This window comes from Bradyrhizobium sp. SZCCHNS3002 (assembly GCF_032377435.1).
Lineage (GTDB): Bacteria > Pseudomonadota > Alphaproteobacteria > Rhizobiales > Xanthobacteraceae > Bradyrhizobium.
Map to the genome: position 1 here is coordinate 53,287 of NZ_JAUHHY010000002.1, position 15,475 is coordinate 68,761.

The 15,475-nt window shown below is 66.8% G+C and carries 10 protein-coding genes; 5 read left to right on the forward strand and 5 right to left on the reverse strand.

The features are described 5' to 3' along the window. Window positions 1-39 precede the first annotated feature (39 nt). The 4 genes from QW845_RS04690 to QW845_RS04705 form a co-directional block, all read right to left on the reverse strand. The gene (locus QW845_RS04690) at window positions 40-1,539 is read right to left on the reverse strand and encodes a phosphomannomutase/phosphoglucomutase (RefSeq protein ID WP_315800488.1); all 1,500 of its coding nucleotides are present in this window, start codon (window positions 1,537-1,539) and stop codon (window positions 40-42) included. Window positions 1,540-1,730: 191 nt separating this feature from the next. Next, window positions 1,731-2,231, reverse strand: a complete 501-nt coding sequence (locus QW845_RS04695) for a TIGR02281 family clan AA aspartic protease (protein WP_315800899.1) — start codon at window positions 2,229-2,231, stop codon at window positions 1,731-1,733. A 161-nt stretch (window positions 2,232-2,392) separates the two neighbouring features. After that, window positions 2,393-4,867, reverse strand: coding sequence for an ATP-dependent helicase HrpB (gene hrpB / locus QW845_RS04700; protein WP_315800489.1), 2,475 nt, complete (start codon window positions 4,865-4,867; stop codon window positions 2,393-2,395). A gap of 129 nt (window positions 4,868-4,996) precedes the next feature. Next, window positions 4,997-6,316: a UDP-glucose/GDP-mannose dehydrogenase family protein gene (locus QW845_RS04705; RefSeq protein WP_315800490.1), complete on the reverse strand. Its 1,320-nt coding sequence runs from the start codon at window positions 6,314-6,316 to the stop codon at window positions 4,997-4,999. Between the two features lie 151 nt (window positions 6,317-6,467). Between QW845_RS04705 and QW845_RS04710 the strand changes: the two genes are divergently transcribed. The 4 genes from QW845_RS04710 (at window position 6,468) to QW845_RS04725 (ending at window position 13,797) form a co-directional block, all read left to right on the forward strand. Continuing rightward, entirely contained in the window at window positions 6,468-7,520 is a 1,053-nt protein-coding gene (locus QW845_RS04710) for an acyltransferase family protein (RefSeq protein WP_315800491.1), read from the forward strand. A gap of 282 nt (window positions 7,521-7,802) precedes the next feature. Further along, a complete protein-coding gene (gene polA / locus QW845_RS04715; RefSeq protein ID WP_315800492.1) occupies window positions 7,803-10,880 on the forward strand; it encodes a DNA polymerase I in 3,078 nt (1,025 codons plus the stop codon). Window positions 10,881-11,876: 996 nt separating this feature from the next. Further along, window positions 11,877-13,076 carry a glycosyltransferase family 87 protein gene (locus QW845_RS04720; protein WP_315800493.1) on the forward strand — a complete coding sequence of 400 codons (1,200 nt, stop codon included), beginning with the start codon at window positions 11,877-11,879 and terminating at the stop codon, window positions 13,074-13,076. Window positions 13,077-13,161: 85 nt separating this feature from the next. Next, the gene (locus QW845_RS04725; protein ID WP_315800494.1) at window positions 13,162-13,797 is read left to right on the forward strand and encodes a LysE family translocator; all 636 of its coding nucleotides are present in this window, start codon (window positions 13,162-13,164) and stop codon (window positions 13,795-13,797) included. A 222-nt stretch (window positions 13,798-14,019) separates the two neighbouring features. Here QW845_RS04725 and QW845_RS04730 read toward each other — a convergent pair whose 3' ends face one another. Further along, the gene (locus QW845_RS04730) at window positions 14,020-14,646 is read right to left on the reverse strand and encodes a glutathione S-transferase family protein (RefSeq protein WP_315800495.1); all 627 of its coding nucleotides are present in this window, start codon (window positions 14,644-14,646) and stop codon (window positions 14,020-14,022) included. A 167-nt stretch (window positions 14,647-14,813) separates the two neighbouring features. Between QW845_RS04730 and pyrE the strand changes: the two genes are divergently transcribed. Next, entirely contained in the window at window positions 14,814-15,371 is a 558-nt protein-coding gene (pyrE, locus tag QW845_RS04735; RefSeq protein ID WP_315800496.1) for an orotate phosphoribosyltransferase, read from the forward strand. The last annotated feature ends 104 nt before the right edge of the window (window positions 15,372-15,475 follow it).

Genomic DNA, 15,475 nt, shown 5'->3' on the forward strand with positions numbered 1-15,475 from the left:
CGCGAGCATCGACCCTAGCGGGATATCATCAACGCGGCCTCAGATCGTCTGGTTGTAGGCGCCGACTTCGGGATGCGTCCGCAGCACCTCGTTGACCGCCTCGAACATGTCGTGCATGCGCCGCTCGGACACCGGGCTTTCGACCACCACCACGAGTTCGGGCTTGTTCGATGAGGCCCGCACCAGACCCCAGCTACCGTCTTCGACCGTGACGCGGACGCCGTTGACGGTGACGAGATCGCGGATCTGCTGCCCCGCCACCTTGCCGCCCTGCCGCTGCAGCGCCTGGAAGTGCTTCACGACGGCGTCGGCGACGCCGTATTTGACCTCGTCGCCACAATGCGGCGACATGGTCGGCGACGACCAGGTCTTTGGCAGCGCGTCCTTCAGGTCGGCCATCGACTTGCCCGGCGCCCGATCGAGCATCTCGCAGATCGCGATCGCCGAGACCAGACCGTCGTCATAGCCCCGCCCGAACGGGCGGTTGAAGAAGAAGTGGCCCGACTTCTCGAAGCCGGCAAGCGCACCGAGCTCGTTGGTGCGGCGCTTCATGTAGGAATGGCCTGTCTTCCAATACGCCGTCTTCGCGCCCTGCGCCTGCAGCACGGGATCGGTCATGAACAGGCCGGTTGACTTCACGTCGACGACGAACTGCGCGTCCTTGTGGATCGCAGACATGTCGCGCGCCAGCATCACGCCGACCTTGTCCGCGAAGATCTCCTCGCCGGTGTTGTCGACTACGCCGCAGCGATCGCCGTCGCCATCGAAGCCGAGGCCGACATCGGCCTTATGCGCGAGCACGGCATCGCGGATGGCGTGCAGCATCTCCATGTCTTCGGGATTGGGATTGTATTTCGGGAAGGTGTGATCGAGCTCGGTGTCGAGCGGAATGACCTCGCAGCCGATCGCCTCGAGCACGTCAGGCGCGAACGCGCCGGCGGTGCCGTTGCCGCAGGCCGCAACGACCTTGAGCCTGCGCTTCAGCTTCGGCCTGCTGGTGAGGTCGGCGATGTAGCGCGCCGGGAAATTCTCGTGGAACTGATAGGATCCACCGCCGGCGTTCTTGAACTCGGCGTTGAGCACGATCTCCTTCAGCCGGGTCATCTCTTCGGGGCCGAAGGTGAGCGGGCGGTTGGCACCCATCTTCACACCGGTCCAGCCATTGTCGTTGTGCGAGGCGGTCACCATGGCGACGCAGGGCACATCGAGATCGAACTGGGCGAAATAGGCCATCGGCGTCACCGCAAGGCCGATGTCGTGCACCTTGCAGCCGGCGGCCATCAGGCCCGAGATCAGGGCGTATTTGATCGAGGCGGAGTAGCCGCGGAAATCGTGCCCGGTCACGATCTCCCGCTGGACGCCGCGTTCGGCGATCAGCGCGCCCAGCCCCATGCCGAGCGCCTGCACCCCCATCAAGTTGATTTCCTTGTTGAACAGCCAGCGCGCGTCATATTCGCGGAAGCCCGTCGGCTTCACCATCGGCTCGGATTCGAAGGCGTAGGTATTGGGAACCAGGACGGGCTTGGGTTTCGGAAACATCAGGAGACGGCCTCGGGAAATCACATCAACGGAAGAATGCAGTCGTGCCTGATACGACGTCGGACGACAATGGCAGAAGGCAGATGAATGCAGGCAACAATCAGGCGGGACCGCCCCGTCCGCTGAACCAATCCGCCTGCCGGTATATGGGGGCCGTCACTGCATGCACCAAGATGCGGTGAAGGCGCAGCCTACTGCTCCAACACCATCTGGCCGTTGGCGTAGGCGAAGCGCTTCAGCTTGGACAGGAAGGACAGGCCAAGCAGGTTCTCCGACAGCGCGGTATCGGGCAGCACCAGGGCATCGACGTCGCGCACGGTGAGCTCGCCGAGCTCGACCATCGCGAGCCTGGCGCGGGCCGCCTTCACGGTGCCGTTCGCCGTGGTCACGGTGGCGGTGTAGTCGCCGCGCGCCGGACGGAGGCCGAAGCGGGCGGCCGAACTCTCGTTCAGCGCGACCATCGAGGCGCCGGTATCCACCATGAAGCTGATGCGCTGACCGTCGATGCGGCCGTCGGCGCGGAAATGACCGCGGCGGTCGGTCGGAATGCTCAGGCTGCGCTGGCTCGCAGCCGACGGGTCCACCGCGGCCGCGCGCACCGACGGCGTCGCGGATGCCGACGCCGGGGTCAGGCGATCGGCCAGTTGCGCCATGAAGGTGCCGAGACCGACGAGAACGGCCGCGAAGATCATTATGTTACGCATGACGCAAACGCCCGACTTTACCCCGCAACCGATTTGACCATCAAAGCCGCTGACGGGCGACTGCGAGCGACCGGCTGCCGCCGCCATTTTGGCGAAAACGATGAGTGAAGCGTTAACGACAACGACGGCGGCGGTACAATTTGCATGAGCTATGTCCCCCGCGGCTTGGCCCGCCGGGTCGGCTCGGCATGGGCGGGATCGTCGGGCCAGGGATGGCGTGGATAGCGGCCGCGCAGGTCGGTGCGGACCGCGGCATAGGAGCCGCGCCAGAAGCCGGGCAGGTCGCGCGTCACCTGCACCGGCCGCTGCGCCGGCGACAGCAGCTCCAGCACCAGCGGCACCGCGCCGCGCGCGATCGAGGGATGGACGTTCAGGCCGAACAGCTCCTGCAGCCGCACCGCGATGGTAGGCCCCTGCTCGGCCTCGTAGTCGATCGCCAGCATCGTGCCGGTCGGCGCCTCGAAATGAGTCGGCGCCTCTCGGTCGAGCCGGGCGCGGAGATCCCAGGGCAGCAGCGCCATCACGGCATCGGAGACGTCGCCGGGCGATATGTCCTTGAGCGCGGTCTTGTCGGACAGCAGCGGCACCAGCCAGTCCTCGCGCCGCTCGGCGAGGCCCGCATCCGACAGGTCAGGCCAACTGTCGCCTTCCGCCCTGCGCAGGAAGGTGACGCGGTCACGCCACTGCCTGGCGGCCTTCGACCACGGCAGCCGGTCGAGCCCGGCCGCGCAGATCCCTTCCGCGAAGATGCGCGCGGTCTCCTCCGACGGCGTCAGCGCGACCGGCGCATCGGCCATGGTGATCGCATGCAGCTTGCGCCGTCGGCGCGCCCGCAACGCCATCGCGTTTTGATCGAAGCTGATCTCGTCCTTGGCTTCGATGTGCGCGGCGAAGTGGCGCTCGATGTCCTCGATCGCCAGCGGCGCCGCCAGCAGGATGCGGCCGTTGGCCGCCGTTCCGGTCAGCTCACCGACCGCGATATAGGGCACGCGCGCCAGCGACGAGGCTGGGTCGACGGCGGCGCCGCGGCCGTTGGCGAGCACGAAGCTGCCATTGCCGCGATTACGCGCGACCCGGTCGGGAAAGGCGAAGGCAAGCATCAGGCCGGTGGAGATGTCCGCTTCTCCGGCGCGGGCGGACGCGGACGACACCTGCTGCGCCCACCGCCGCGCCAGGTCGCGGGCACTTTGCGCGCGCGGCGAGCGGTCGCGGCGGAACTGATCGAGCCGCACCTCGAGATCAACGCTGTCGCCGCCCAGCCCGCGCTCGGTCAGGATGGCGGCGATGTCGGCGGCCTGCGCCGCCGCGCCGTGGTCGGCGGCATCGACGATCATCCGCGCCAGCCGCGGCGGCAGCGCCAGCGCCCGCAGCCGCCGGCCCTCGTCGGTCAGCCTGCCATTGGCATCGAGCGCATCGAGCTCGCGCAGCAGGTCCCTCGCCTCCTTCCAAGCCGGTTGCGGCGGCGGATCGAGGAAGCTCAGCGTGGAGGGGTCACTGACACCCCATTGCGCCAGATCGAGGACCAGCGAGGACAGGTCGGCGCTGAGAATTTCCGGCTGCGTATAGGCCGCCAGCGAGGCCGTCTGCGGCTCGTCCCATAACCGGTAGCAGACGCCAGGCTCGGTGCGGCCGGCGCGGCCGCGGCGCTGATCCACGGCGGCGCGCGAAGCCCGCACCGTCTCCAGCCTGGTCAGGCCGATGTCCGGCTCGTAGCGCGGCACCCGGGCGAGGCCGGAATCGACCACGATGCGCACGCCCTCGATGGTCAGCGAGGTCTCGGCAATCGAGGTCGCCAGCACCACCTTGCGCTGCCCCTTCGGGGCGGGCGAGATGGCGCGGTCCTGCACGGCGGAATCGAGCGCGCCGAACAGCGGCACGATCTCGACGCTGGCATCGTGGACGCGCTCGGCCAGCATGGTCTGGGTGCGCCGGATTTCGGCGGCCCCCGGCAGGAACGCCAGCACCGAGCCCGCGTCGGCGCGCAGCGCGGCCGCGATGGTCTCAGCCATCTGGCGTTCGACCGGCGCATCCGGCTTGCGGCCGACATAGCGCGTCTCGACCGGATAGGCGCGGCCTTCGCTCTCGACCACCGGCGCATTGCCGAGCAGGCTGGCGACGCGGGCGCCGTCGAGCGTCGCCGACATCACGAGGATGCGGAGATCCTCGCGCAAGCCCTGCTGCGCATCGCGTGCCAAAGCGAGGCCCAGATCGGCATCGAGCGAGCGCTCGTGGAATTCGTCGAACAGCACGGCGGCGACGCCGGTGAGCTCGGGATCGTCGAGGATCTGCCGGGTGAAGATGCCTTCGGTGACGACCTCGATGCGGGTCGCGCGCGAGACCTTCGAGCCGAATCGTACGCGATAGCCGACGGTCTCGCCGGCACGCTCGCCGAGCGACTTCGCCATCCGCTCGGCGCTGGCGCGGGCGGCGATCCGGCGCGGCTCCAGCACGATGATCTTGTTGGTCCCGACCCACGGCGCATCGCGCAGCGCCAGCGGCACCCGGGTCGTCTTGCCGGCACCAGGCGGCGCCACCAGCACGGCGGTGCTGCTGCGTGCGAGCGTGCCGGACAGTTCGTCCAGCACGGCATCGATGGGCAGCGGTGTATCGAAGCGAAGCGGCAATCGTCGAACCCGTCATTGCCCGCGAAGGCGGGCCATCCAGTAAACGCAGATCTCGCAGATGACGAAGATCGGGCGTACTGGATACCCCGCCCTCGCGGGGTATGACAACGCCATGTCACGCACGCCGCATCACGCGCCCTTCACCGACGGCCGGCCCACGCTCTCGTAGACGAAGCCGTGCGCCGCCATCTCGTCCGGGCGGTAGACGTTGCGCAGGTCGACGACGACAGGACTGGCCATCACCTCCTTGAGGCGATCGAGGTCCATGGCGCGGTACTGCACCCATTCGGTCACCAGCACGATCGCATCGGCGCCCGTCGCGCACGCATAGGGATCATCGTAATAGGCGATCTCCGGCAGCTCCTTCTTGGCCTGCTCGATGCCGACGGGATCATGCGCCCGCACCTTGGCGCCCATGTCGAGCAACCCGGTCACCAGCGGGATCGACGGCGCCTCGCGCATGTCGTCGGTCTCCGGCTTGAAGGTGAGGCCGAGCACAGCGACTGTCTTGCCGCGCAGATTGCCGCCGACGGCATGCGCCACCTTGCGCGCCATCGCACGCTTGCGGTTGTCGTTGACGGCCAGGACGGATTCGACGATGCGCAACTGCGTATCGTAGTCCTGCGCGATCTTGATCAGTGCGCGCGTGTCCTTCGGGAAGCACGAGCCGCCGAAGCCGGGACCGGCATGCAGGAACTTGGCGCCGATGCGGTTGTCGAGACCGATGCCGCGCGCCACCTCCTGCACGTCGGCGCCGACCTTCTCCGCGAGATCGGCGACCTCGTTGATGAAGGTGATCTTGGTCGCGAGGAACGCGTTGGCGGCGTATTTGATCAGCTCGGCGGTGCGCCGCGCCGTGTACATGACCGGCGCCTGGTTCAGCGATAACGGCCGATAGATGTCGCCGAGCACCTTGCGACCGCGGTCATCGTCGGTACCGACCACGATACGATCGGGCCATTTGAAGTCGCGGATCGCCGCACCCTCGCGCAGGAATTCCGGATTGGAGGCGACCACGACGTCGGCCGCCGGATTGGTCTCGCGGATGATGCGCTCGACCTCGTCGCCGGTACCGACCGGCACGGTCGATTTGGTCACGACGACCGTGAAGCCAGTGAGCGACGCGGCGATCTCGCGCGCCGCGGCATAGACGTAGGTGAGGTCGGCGTGACCGTCGCCGCGCCGCGACGGCGTACCGACCGCGATGAACACGGCGTCGGCTTCCGCGACCGGCTGCTTGAGATCGGTGGTGAAATCGAGCCGCTTGGCCTTCACGTTGGCCGCGACCAGCGCATCCAGCCCGGGCTCGAAGATCGGGATTTCTCCGCGATGCAGCGCGGCGATCTTGCTCTCGTCCTTGTCCACGCAGGTCACCTGGTGACCGAAATCGGCGAAGCAGGCACCGGACACCAGACCCACATAGCCCGTGCCGATCATCGCAATTCGCATCGAAACCCATCCTTCAAGGTTAATACTTTCGCGTCTTAAACCATTTGCGGTTCAAGGGGAATTTAGAAAACGGCATGACGTTTGGATGACAGAGAGGAGTATTAACGGCTCTGCCCGACAATGCGGCAGCTCCGCGCCAAAGAGGGACAGCATGACCGCGAATGGTACGCCGAAAACGGCCGGAACCGAGACGCGCATCGACTGGGTGGACTACGCCAAGGGTATCTGCATCATCATGGTGGTGATGATGCATTCGGTGCTGGGCGTCGAGCTCGCCGCCGGCGAGACCGGCTTCATGCACGCCGTCGTCGCCTTCGCCAAGCCGTTCCGGATGCCCGACTTCTTCCTGATTTCCGGCCTGTTTCTGCCACTGGTCATCAACCGCGACTGGCGCACCTATCTCGACCGCAAGGTCGTGCATTTCGCCTATTTCTACGTATTGTGGGTGACCATCCAGTTCGGCTTCAAGGCGCCCGGCTTCGCCGCCGCGTCCGGCTGGCCGCACGCCGGCTATATGTATCTGGAATCCTTCATCGAGCCGTTCGGCACGCTGTGGTTCATCTATCTGCTGCCGATCTTCTTCGTCGTCATCAAACTGACACGGAGGCTGCCGGCGCCGGTGATCTGGGGCATCGCGGCCGGCCTCGAAATGGCGCACATCGTTACCGGCTGGACCGTGATCGACGAATTCTGCGCCCGCTTCGTCTACATCTATTCGGGCTATCTGTTCGCGACCTACATCTTCGCAGTGTCGGACCGGGCCCGCGCGCAGCCCATGCTCGCGATCATCGGCCTGCTCGCCTGGGCTGTCATCAACCAGTCGCTGGTGAACCTCGGCGTCAGCGAGTGGCCGGCTGTCTCCCTCATGCTCGGCTATGCCGGCGCCGTCGCCATCATCATCGCCGGCACGCTGCTGGCGCGCGCGCAGCTCCTCAACGCATTGCGGTTCTGCGGCGAGCATTCGATCGTGATCTATCTCGCCTTCTTCCTGCCGATGGCGGCGACGCGTACGGTGCTGCTGAAGACCGGGATCATCACGGACATCGGAACGATCTCGCTGCTCGTCACCATCGCCGGCGTGCTCGGCGCGCTCGCGATCTGGCGCCTCGCGCTGCGTACCGGCGCCCGCTTCCTGTTCGAACGCCCGATCGCGTTCTGGATCGCGCCGCCAAAGCCGAAGGCTGTGTTGCAGCCGGCGGAGTAGCCACATCCATGGTGTCGTCCCGGGCGAAGACCCGGGACCCATAACCGCCGTCCTCCATGTGAGGCACGCTGTGGCTCCAGCATGCCGCCTCATCACCGCCTGGGAGTGTAGGTCCCGGGTCGGCGCCCCGCCAGCGCTTCGCGCCGTCGGGGCTTGCCTGGGACGACAGCGGAGTTTTTGGCGCGAGCACGGCTCGCAGCCGGCGCCGATTTGCGTGGGGAACGCGCCGGATTCTGCCGTTCCGAGGGTGTCAATCCCGGCCAAATTCCCTACATTGCGGCCATGCCCAAAGCTCCCCAGAAAGCCGCCGCCACGCCCGCCGCCCCTGTGCCTGCCGCCGCCAAGAATTTGGCGAAGGGCGCGGCCAAAGGCGATCATGTGTTCCTGGTCGACGGCTCGTCCTACATCTTCCGCGCCTATCACGCGCTGCCGCCGCTCAACCGCAAGTCCGACGGTCTGAATCTCAATGCCGTGCTCGGCTTCTGCAACATGCTGTGGAAGCTGCTGCGCGACATGCCCGAGACCGACCGGCCGACGCATCTGGCGATCGTGTTCGACAAGTCCGAGGTCACGTTCCGCAACAAGATCTATGCCGACTACAAGGCGCACCGGCCGCCGGCGCCCGACGACCTGATCCCGCAATTCGCGCTGATCCGCGAGGCGGTCCGCGCCTTCGACCTGCCGTGCCTGGAGCAGTCGGGCTTCGAGGCCGACGACCTGATCGCGACCTATGCGCGGCTCGCCTGCGAGCGCGGCGCCACCACCACCATCGTGTCCTCCGACAAGGACCTGATGCAGCTCGTCAACGACTGCGTCACGATGTACGACACGATGAAGGACCGACGCATCGGCGTCGCCGAGGTGATCGAGAAGTTCGGCGTGCCGCCGGAGAAGGTGGTCGAGGTGCAGGCGCTGGCCGGCGATTCCACCGACAACGTGCCGGGCGTGCCCGGCATCGGCATCAAGACCGCGGCGCAGTTGATCACCGACTATGGCGACCTCGAAGGCCTGCTGACTCGCGCGGTCGAGATCAAGCAGCCGAAGCGACGCGAGGCTTTGATCGAGAACGCCGAGAAGGCGCGGATCTCGCGCCAGCTCGTGCTGCTCGACGACAAGGTCGCGCTCGAGGTGCCGCTGGACGATCTGGCCGTCCACGAGCCCGATCCGCGCAAGCTGATCGCCTTCCTCAAGGCGATGGAGTTCTCGACGCTGACGCGACGCGTCGCGGAGTATTCGCAGATCGATCCGGCGGATGTGACGGCGGATGAGCAGTTGAAAAGTGGCGCAGGCACTGCTCCCTCCGTTCCCTCCCCCCTTGTGGGGGAGGGTCAGAGAGGGGGGCGCTCCACGAGCGGTCCCTCCGGAGCACCCCCCTCCCCAACCCTCCCCCACAAGGGGGGAGGGAGCCCTCGCACCGGAGATCCGCGGATAGACAAGTCCGCAATGAGCAAGGGCACGCCCGCTGGTCTCGCCGAGACCAGGGCGGAGGCGGCCAAGAGCGCGCGGATCGATCGCGACAAGTATCAGACTGTCCGCAGCCTGCCCGAGCTGAACGCCTGGCTGGCGCGCGTGCACGATCTCGGCCGCGTCACGATCGATGTGAAGGCCAGCTCGATCGACCCGATGCAGGCGAGCCTGTGCGGCCTTTCGCTGGCGCTGGCGCCGAACGAGGCCTGCTACATCCCGCTGGCGCATCGCCAGGCCGGCGATGGCGGCGGGTTGTTCGATGCCGGGCTCGCGCCCGACCAGATCAAGGAAAGCGATGCGCTTGCGGCGCTGAAGCCGATCCTCGAAACGACCGGGCTGCTGAAGATCGGCTACAACATCAAGTTCCTCGCCGTGCTGCTGGCGCAACACGGCATCATCCTTGCGAATGTCGACGACATCCTGCTGATGAGCTACGCGCTCGACGCCGGACGCGGCTCGCACAAGCTCGACTCGCTGGCCGAGCATGTGCTCGCCCACGCGCTGCTCAGCGAGAGCGAGCTGATCGGCAGCGGCCGGAACAAGCTGACCTTCGAGCAGGTCGCAATCGATCGCGCCACCGCGCATTCCGCGGAAGCCGCCGATGTCATCCATCGGGTCTGGCGCGTGCTGAAGCCGCGCCTCACGGCCGAGCGCATGACCGCCGTCTACGAGACCTTGGAGCGGCCGCTGGTCTCCGTGCTCGCACGCATGGAGCGGCGCGGCATCTCGATCGACCGGCAGGTGCTGTCGCGCCTCTCCGGCGACTTTGCCCAGACGGCGGCGCGCGTCGAGGCCGAGCTGCAGGAGCTGGCCGGCGAGCCGATCAATGTCGGCAGCCCCAAGCAGATCGGCGACATCCTGTTCGGCAAGATGGGGCTTTCGGGCGGCACCAAGACCAAGACCGGCGCCTGGTCGACATCCGCATCGATCCTCGATGACCTCGCCGAGCAAGGCAACGATTTCGCGCGCAAGATCCTGGAATGGCGCCAGGTCTCGAAGCTGAAATCGACCTACACCGATGCGCTGCCGACCTATGTCAACCCGCAGACGCATCGCGTGCACACCACCTATGCCCTGGCGGCGACCACGACGGGACGGCTGTCGTCGAACGAGCCGAACCTGCAGAACATCCCGGTCCGGACCGAGGACGGTCGCAAGATCCGCCGCGCCTTCATCGCCGCACCCGGCCACAAGCTGGTGTCGGCCGACTACTCGCAGATCGAGCTGCGGCTGCTGGCGGAGATCGCCGACATTCCCGTGCTGAAGCAGGCGTTCAAGGACGGGCTCGACATCCACGCGATGACGGCCTCGGAAATGTTCGGCGTGCCGATCAAGGACATGCCGAGCGAAGTCCGCCGCCGGGCCAAGGCGATCAATTTCGGCATCATCTACGGCATCTCCGCCTTCGGCCTCGCCAACCAGCTCGGCATCGCCCGCGAGGAGGCTTCGGCCTACATCAAGCGCTATTTCGAGCGCTTCCCCGGCATCCGCGACTATATGGACGAGACCCGCGAGTTCTGCCGCAAGAACGGCTATGTCGTCACGCTGTTCGGCCGCAAGTGCCATTACCCGGAGATCAAGGCGTCGAACGCCTCGGTCCGCGCCTTCAACGAGCGCGCCGCGATCAACGCGCGGCTGCAGGGCACGGCTGCGGACATCATCCGCCGCGCCATGACGCGGGTGGAAGAGGCGCTGGCGCAAAAGAAGCTGTCGGCTCAGATGCTGCTGCAGGTGCATGACGAATTGATCTTCGAGGTCCCGGACGACGAGGTCGCGGCAACTCTGCCGGTCGTGCAGCACGTCATGCAGGACGCGCCGTTCCCGGCCGTGCTGCTGTCGGTCCCGCTGCACGTCGACGCACGCGCGGCTGATAATTGGGACGAGGCGCATTGAGCTGATAACACGGCGCCCTCCTGCATCATCGACGGTTGGTGGAGGCCTCGCTGTATCGCCGCCCCCTTCTGTCGTCCCGGCCTTGAGCCGGGATCCATACCCCCAGGGAATGGTTTGAGGCGCACTGGTCATTGGCCCTTTGCCCGGCACGACCGCCGCGGCGTATGGGTCCCGGATCGGCGCCGTGCCGCGCTGGCGCGCGTCACGGCTTGTCCGGGACGACAGCGGGGCGAGAAGACGCATTCACGTTTCAAACAACTGACGACAGAATAAGGACAAGGCTTTGCATTCTCGCGGCACATCGTGCCCGAGGCTTGCGATCAGTCGGCCCTTTTGCAACGGCGCAAAGGGCGCAGGGAAGGCCGGGCCCCGACTGAGGCCCGTGGCCCGCCTGCGAAAAAAATGCAGGCGGCAGGTACCACAGGTTCAGCCGGACAGACCCGGCCCTCCCTGCGCGATGGGTTGAACGTCTGCTCCGCGCTCTCCCCGGGGACCGGCTTGTTTGCCCCCGTCACCAGCGCGACACGTGATGTCACGCAGGCTTGGCGCCAGCTTCGGGGCGCCAGGACCACACGGCTTGAACGTCCGCGAGCTGCCAATCGTCCAGCGCATCAGCACCTGACAGGCCCGCGGCCACCGCTCCCCGCCTCTACGTATCGTGACGACGCGTACGCCCCTCTGCATGAGGACGGGATGCACGGATCAAACCATGATTTCGGAAAAATAGCAACAAGAAAGTTTTGGGGCGAGAACGTTGCTTGATGCGGCGGCGACGCCGGCCCCCAACCGAGGTCACTCGGCCCCCGCGGCGATTTTACCTGTCGTTAGGCACGATGAGATCGCGCCTGGTCATCCGGACGACCGGTAACACGGCGTGCAGCGAGCCCTGGCAGGGTTGGAGGGGCACCGCGTGCGCGTGATCGCGTGACGGCATCGACCAACCCTACGCCACGACTGCGCCGATGGCGCCGAACACCCTTGCCTCGACAGGCTCCCATGACCGCGATCTCATCCGCAGCCCACCCCGAGATGCGCGACCGGCGCGCGCTGCTGATCGTGCTGGTCGCGCTCGTGCTCTACAATGGCGCCTATCTCGTCAGCTGGGCGCTGTCCTCGCCGCAGCCGGCGTTCGGTGACTTCTTCGGCCTGTGGTCGTTCGGCAAGTATGCCGCGCTGTCTGGCGCCGGCATCTACGATCCTGTCGCGCTCGCGCGCTACCAGCAGACGCTGGATCCCGCCCTCGGCGGCGGCGGATTTCCCTATCCTTACCCGCCGACCTTCCTGCTGGCGTTGATCCCACTGGGGATGCTGGCGCTGCCTGTCGCCTATGTCTCTTGGATCTCGGTGACGTTCGCGCTGCATGGCCTGGCGACGCTCGGCCGCGACTGGCGCTCGCTGTCGGGCCTTGCGCTGCTCGCCGCGCCGACGACGCTGATCAACGCGATCACCGGCCAGAACGGTTTTCTCTCGGCGGCCTTGCTGATCGGCGGACTGCGCCTGCTCGCGCGCCATCCCGTCATTGCCGGCGTCCTGCTCGGCCTGCTCGCCTACAAGCCGCAATTCGTGCTGTTGATGCCGGTCGTGCTGCTGGCGTCGCGCAACTGGCGCGCCATCCTGTCGGCCATCGCCACGACCGTGATCGTCGCGGTCGTTACCAGCGCTGCGCTCGATCCGTGGATCTGGCTCGAATGGATCGTGAAGTTTCCGAGCTATCAGGCGCAATTGCAGGCCAACCAGCCCAGCCTCGATCACATGATGCCGACGGTCATCGCGGGCCTGCACACGCTCGGCGCGCCGCCGCCGATCGGCTACCTGGTTCAGCTGCTGTTGTCCTGCTCCATCGTCGTGATGGTCTGGGATGCCTGGCGACGCGGCTCAACGCAGCAGGCGATCGCGCTGGTCGCGGTCGGCAGCATCATCGCCACGCCCTATGCGATGATCTATGACATGCCGATGGCGGCGGCGGGGATCGCGATCCACTGGAAGGCGCGGAGCGACGCCGGAGAGCCGATCGCGCCGCTGGAGATCGGCGTGGTGATCGCGCTGGGGGCCTGCCTGCTCGCCATGATCGGGCACTCCGTGCCGCTCGCGGCGGCCATTCTGCTGGTGCTGCTGGCATTGAGCATCGCCGGTGTGTTCGACCGCTCCGGCAGACGGCTGCCGGCGCTGAACGCCGCGCCGCCGCCGGCGGGCTGATTGCTCTCGGTGCAATCGATCGGATGACGATGCGTGATCGTCCGCGCTAAAGCAGGCGGCAGAGATCCCGATCATCGAGCCAGTCATGCCGCACACATCGTCCCTGCTCGCCTTCGCGCTCGTCTCGCTCGGCATGGTGCTGACGCCCGGGCCGAACATGATCTATCTGATCTCGCGCTCGATCACGCAGGGCCACGCCGCCGGCCTGATCTCGCTCGGCGGCGTCGCCACAGGCTTTCTGGCCTACATGCTGGCCGCGGCGTTCGGCATTACGGCGCTGCTGTTTGCCGTGCCGTTCGCCTATGACGCGCTGCGCCTCGCCGGCGCGGCCTACCTGCTTTATCTGGCCTGGCAGGCGGTGAAGCCGGGCGGACGCTCGCCATTCCAGGTGAGGAAGCTCGCCATCGACAGCCCGCGTCGGCTGTTCCTGATGGGGCTCGCCACCAACCTGCTGAACCCGAAGATCGCGATGCTGTATCTGGCGCTGCTGCCGCAGTTCATCGATCCCGCTGTCGGCAGCGTGCTGACGCAGTCGGTGGTGCTGGGCGCGATCCAGATCGTGATCAGCGTCAGCGTCAACGCCATGATCGCCATGGCGGCGGGATCGATCGCGCTGTTCCTGGCGACACGGCCGAGCTGGGCGCTGGTACAGCGCTATCTGATGGGCACGGTGCTCGCGGGACTTGCGGTGCGGATGGCGCTGGAGGCGCGGCGCGGGTGATTTCCATCGGCTCCTCCGTCCTGTCCGCCGAAGCTCCCTTTAGCGACGGGGGATGTGGAAGAGGCCGGCTCACGCGCCGGCATGCGACGGGGCGGGCATGTTCGCGCTAGAGCGATACCGCCCGCGTGGCTCCCCCTCCCCGACCCTCCCCCGCAAGCGGGAGAGGGAGCGCACCGCCGGCGCCGAAGACAGCATCGCCCCCCAGCGACAGAGCAGCGGCCATCAATCCAGCTTCGCCTCCATGCCGCGCTTCACGGCGGGGCGGGCCATCAGGGTATCGTACCAGCGCTTGACGTGGGGGAAGTCGGCCAGATCGACCTTGTGGCGCGGGTGGCGCCAGGCCCAGCCGAGAATGGCGAAGTCGGCGATCGAGAGCGCGCCTGCGACGAACTCGTGCTGCGCCAGCCGGCGGTCGAGCACGCCATAGAGCCGGACCGTCTCGGCCATGTAGCGCTTGAGGCCGTAGGCGCGGTCCTGTTCGTCGGTCAGCGCGATGAAATGGTGCACCTGGCCGGGCATCGGGCCGAAACCGCCCATCTGCCACATCAGCCATTCATAGACCGGGATCCGCTCGGCGACGGATCCCGGCAGGAACTGGCCGGTCTTCTCGGCCAGATAGAGCAGGATGGCGCCGGACTCGAACACGCTGACCGGCTTGCCATCCGGGCCGTCGGGATCGACGATCGCCGGGATCTTGTTGTTGGGGCTGATCGCCAGGAACTCCGGCGCCATCTGGGCGCCCTTGGTGATGTCCACCGGAATGACGCGGTAGGGCAGCGCCATCTCCTCCAGCGCGACCGAGATTTTGCGCCCGTTCGGGGTGTTCCAGGTGTACAGCTCGATCGTCATACGGGCATCCTTCCCAATCGTCCTTGCTTGGTCGCGGGCTCCCATTAGCTCGAAACTGCATCCGGCTTCAAACGTAGCGTTGTTGATGGGACATCGTGGCGGCTGGCCTCCGCCGCCCGCCCCCGATAGATTGCGACACCCAAGAATCCACCCTCAGGGGAAACGCCGTGTCCAAATCCGCCTCCCGCGCCCGCCTTCTCGAGATCATCCGCAGGCGCTCGTTCGGCCGTGGCGAGATCACGCTGGCCTCCGGCCGCAAGAGCGACTTCTATTTCAACCTGAAGCCGACCATGATGGACCCGGAGGGCGCCACGCTGCTCGCCGAGCTCACCTATGAGGCGCTGAAGGACGAAGGCTTCGATTATATCGGCGGCCTGGAGATGGGCGCGGTGCCGCTGGCCGGCGCCATCGCCCAGATCTCCTGGATCAAGGGCCATCCGATCGCGGCCTTCTTCGTGCGCAAGAAGCCGAAGGAGCACGGCGCCAGGCTGGCGATCGAGGGCCTCGCCCGGGACGAGACCCTGGCGGGCAAACGCATCGTCGTGGTCGAGGACGTCACCACCACCGGCGGCTCGGCGATGAAGGCGGTGGAAACCCTGCGCGAGGCCGGCGCCGAGGTGGCGCTGGTGTTCACCATGGTCGATCGCGAGGAAGGCGCCGCCGAGACCTTCGCCCAGGCCGGCCTGCCGTTCCAGGCGCTCTACAAGGCGCGCGAATTCCTCTGAGGCGCCTGGCGCGCGGCGCAATTCACTGCCCGCGCATACCGCTCATTTACCAACGCCCGTTAAGGTTACCGCAAAGCTGATGACGCCGTGCCTTGGGCATGGCG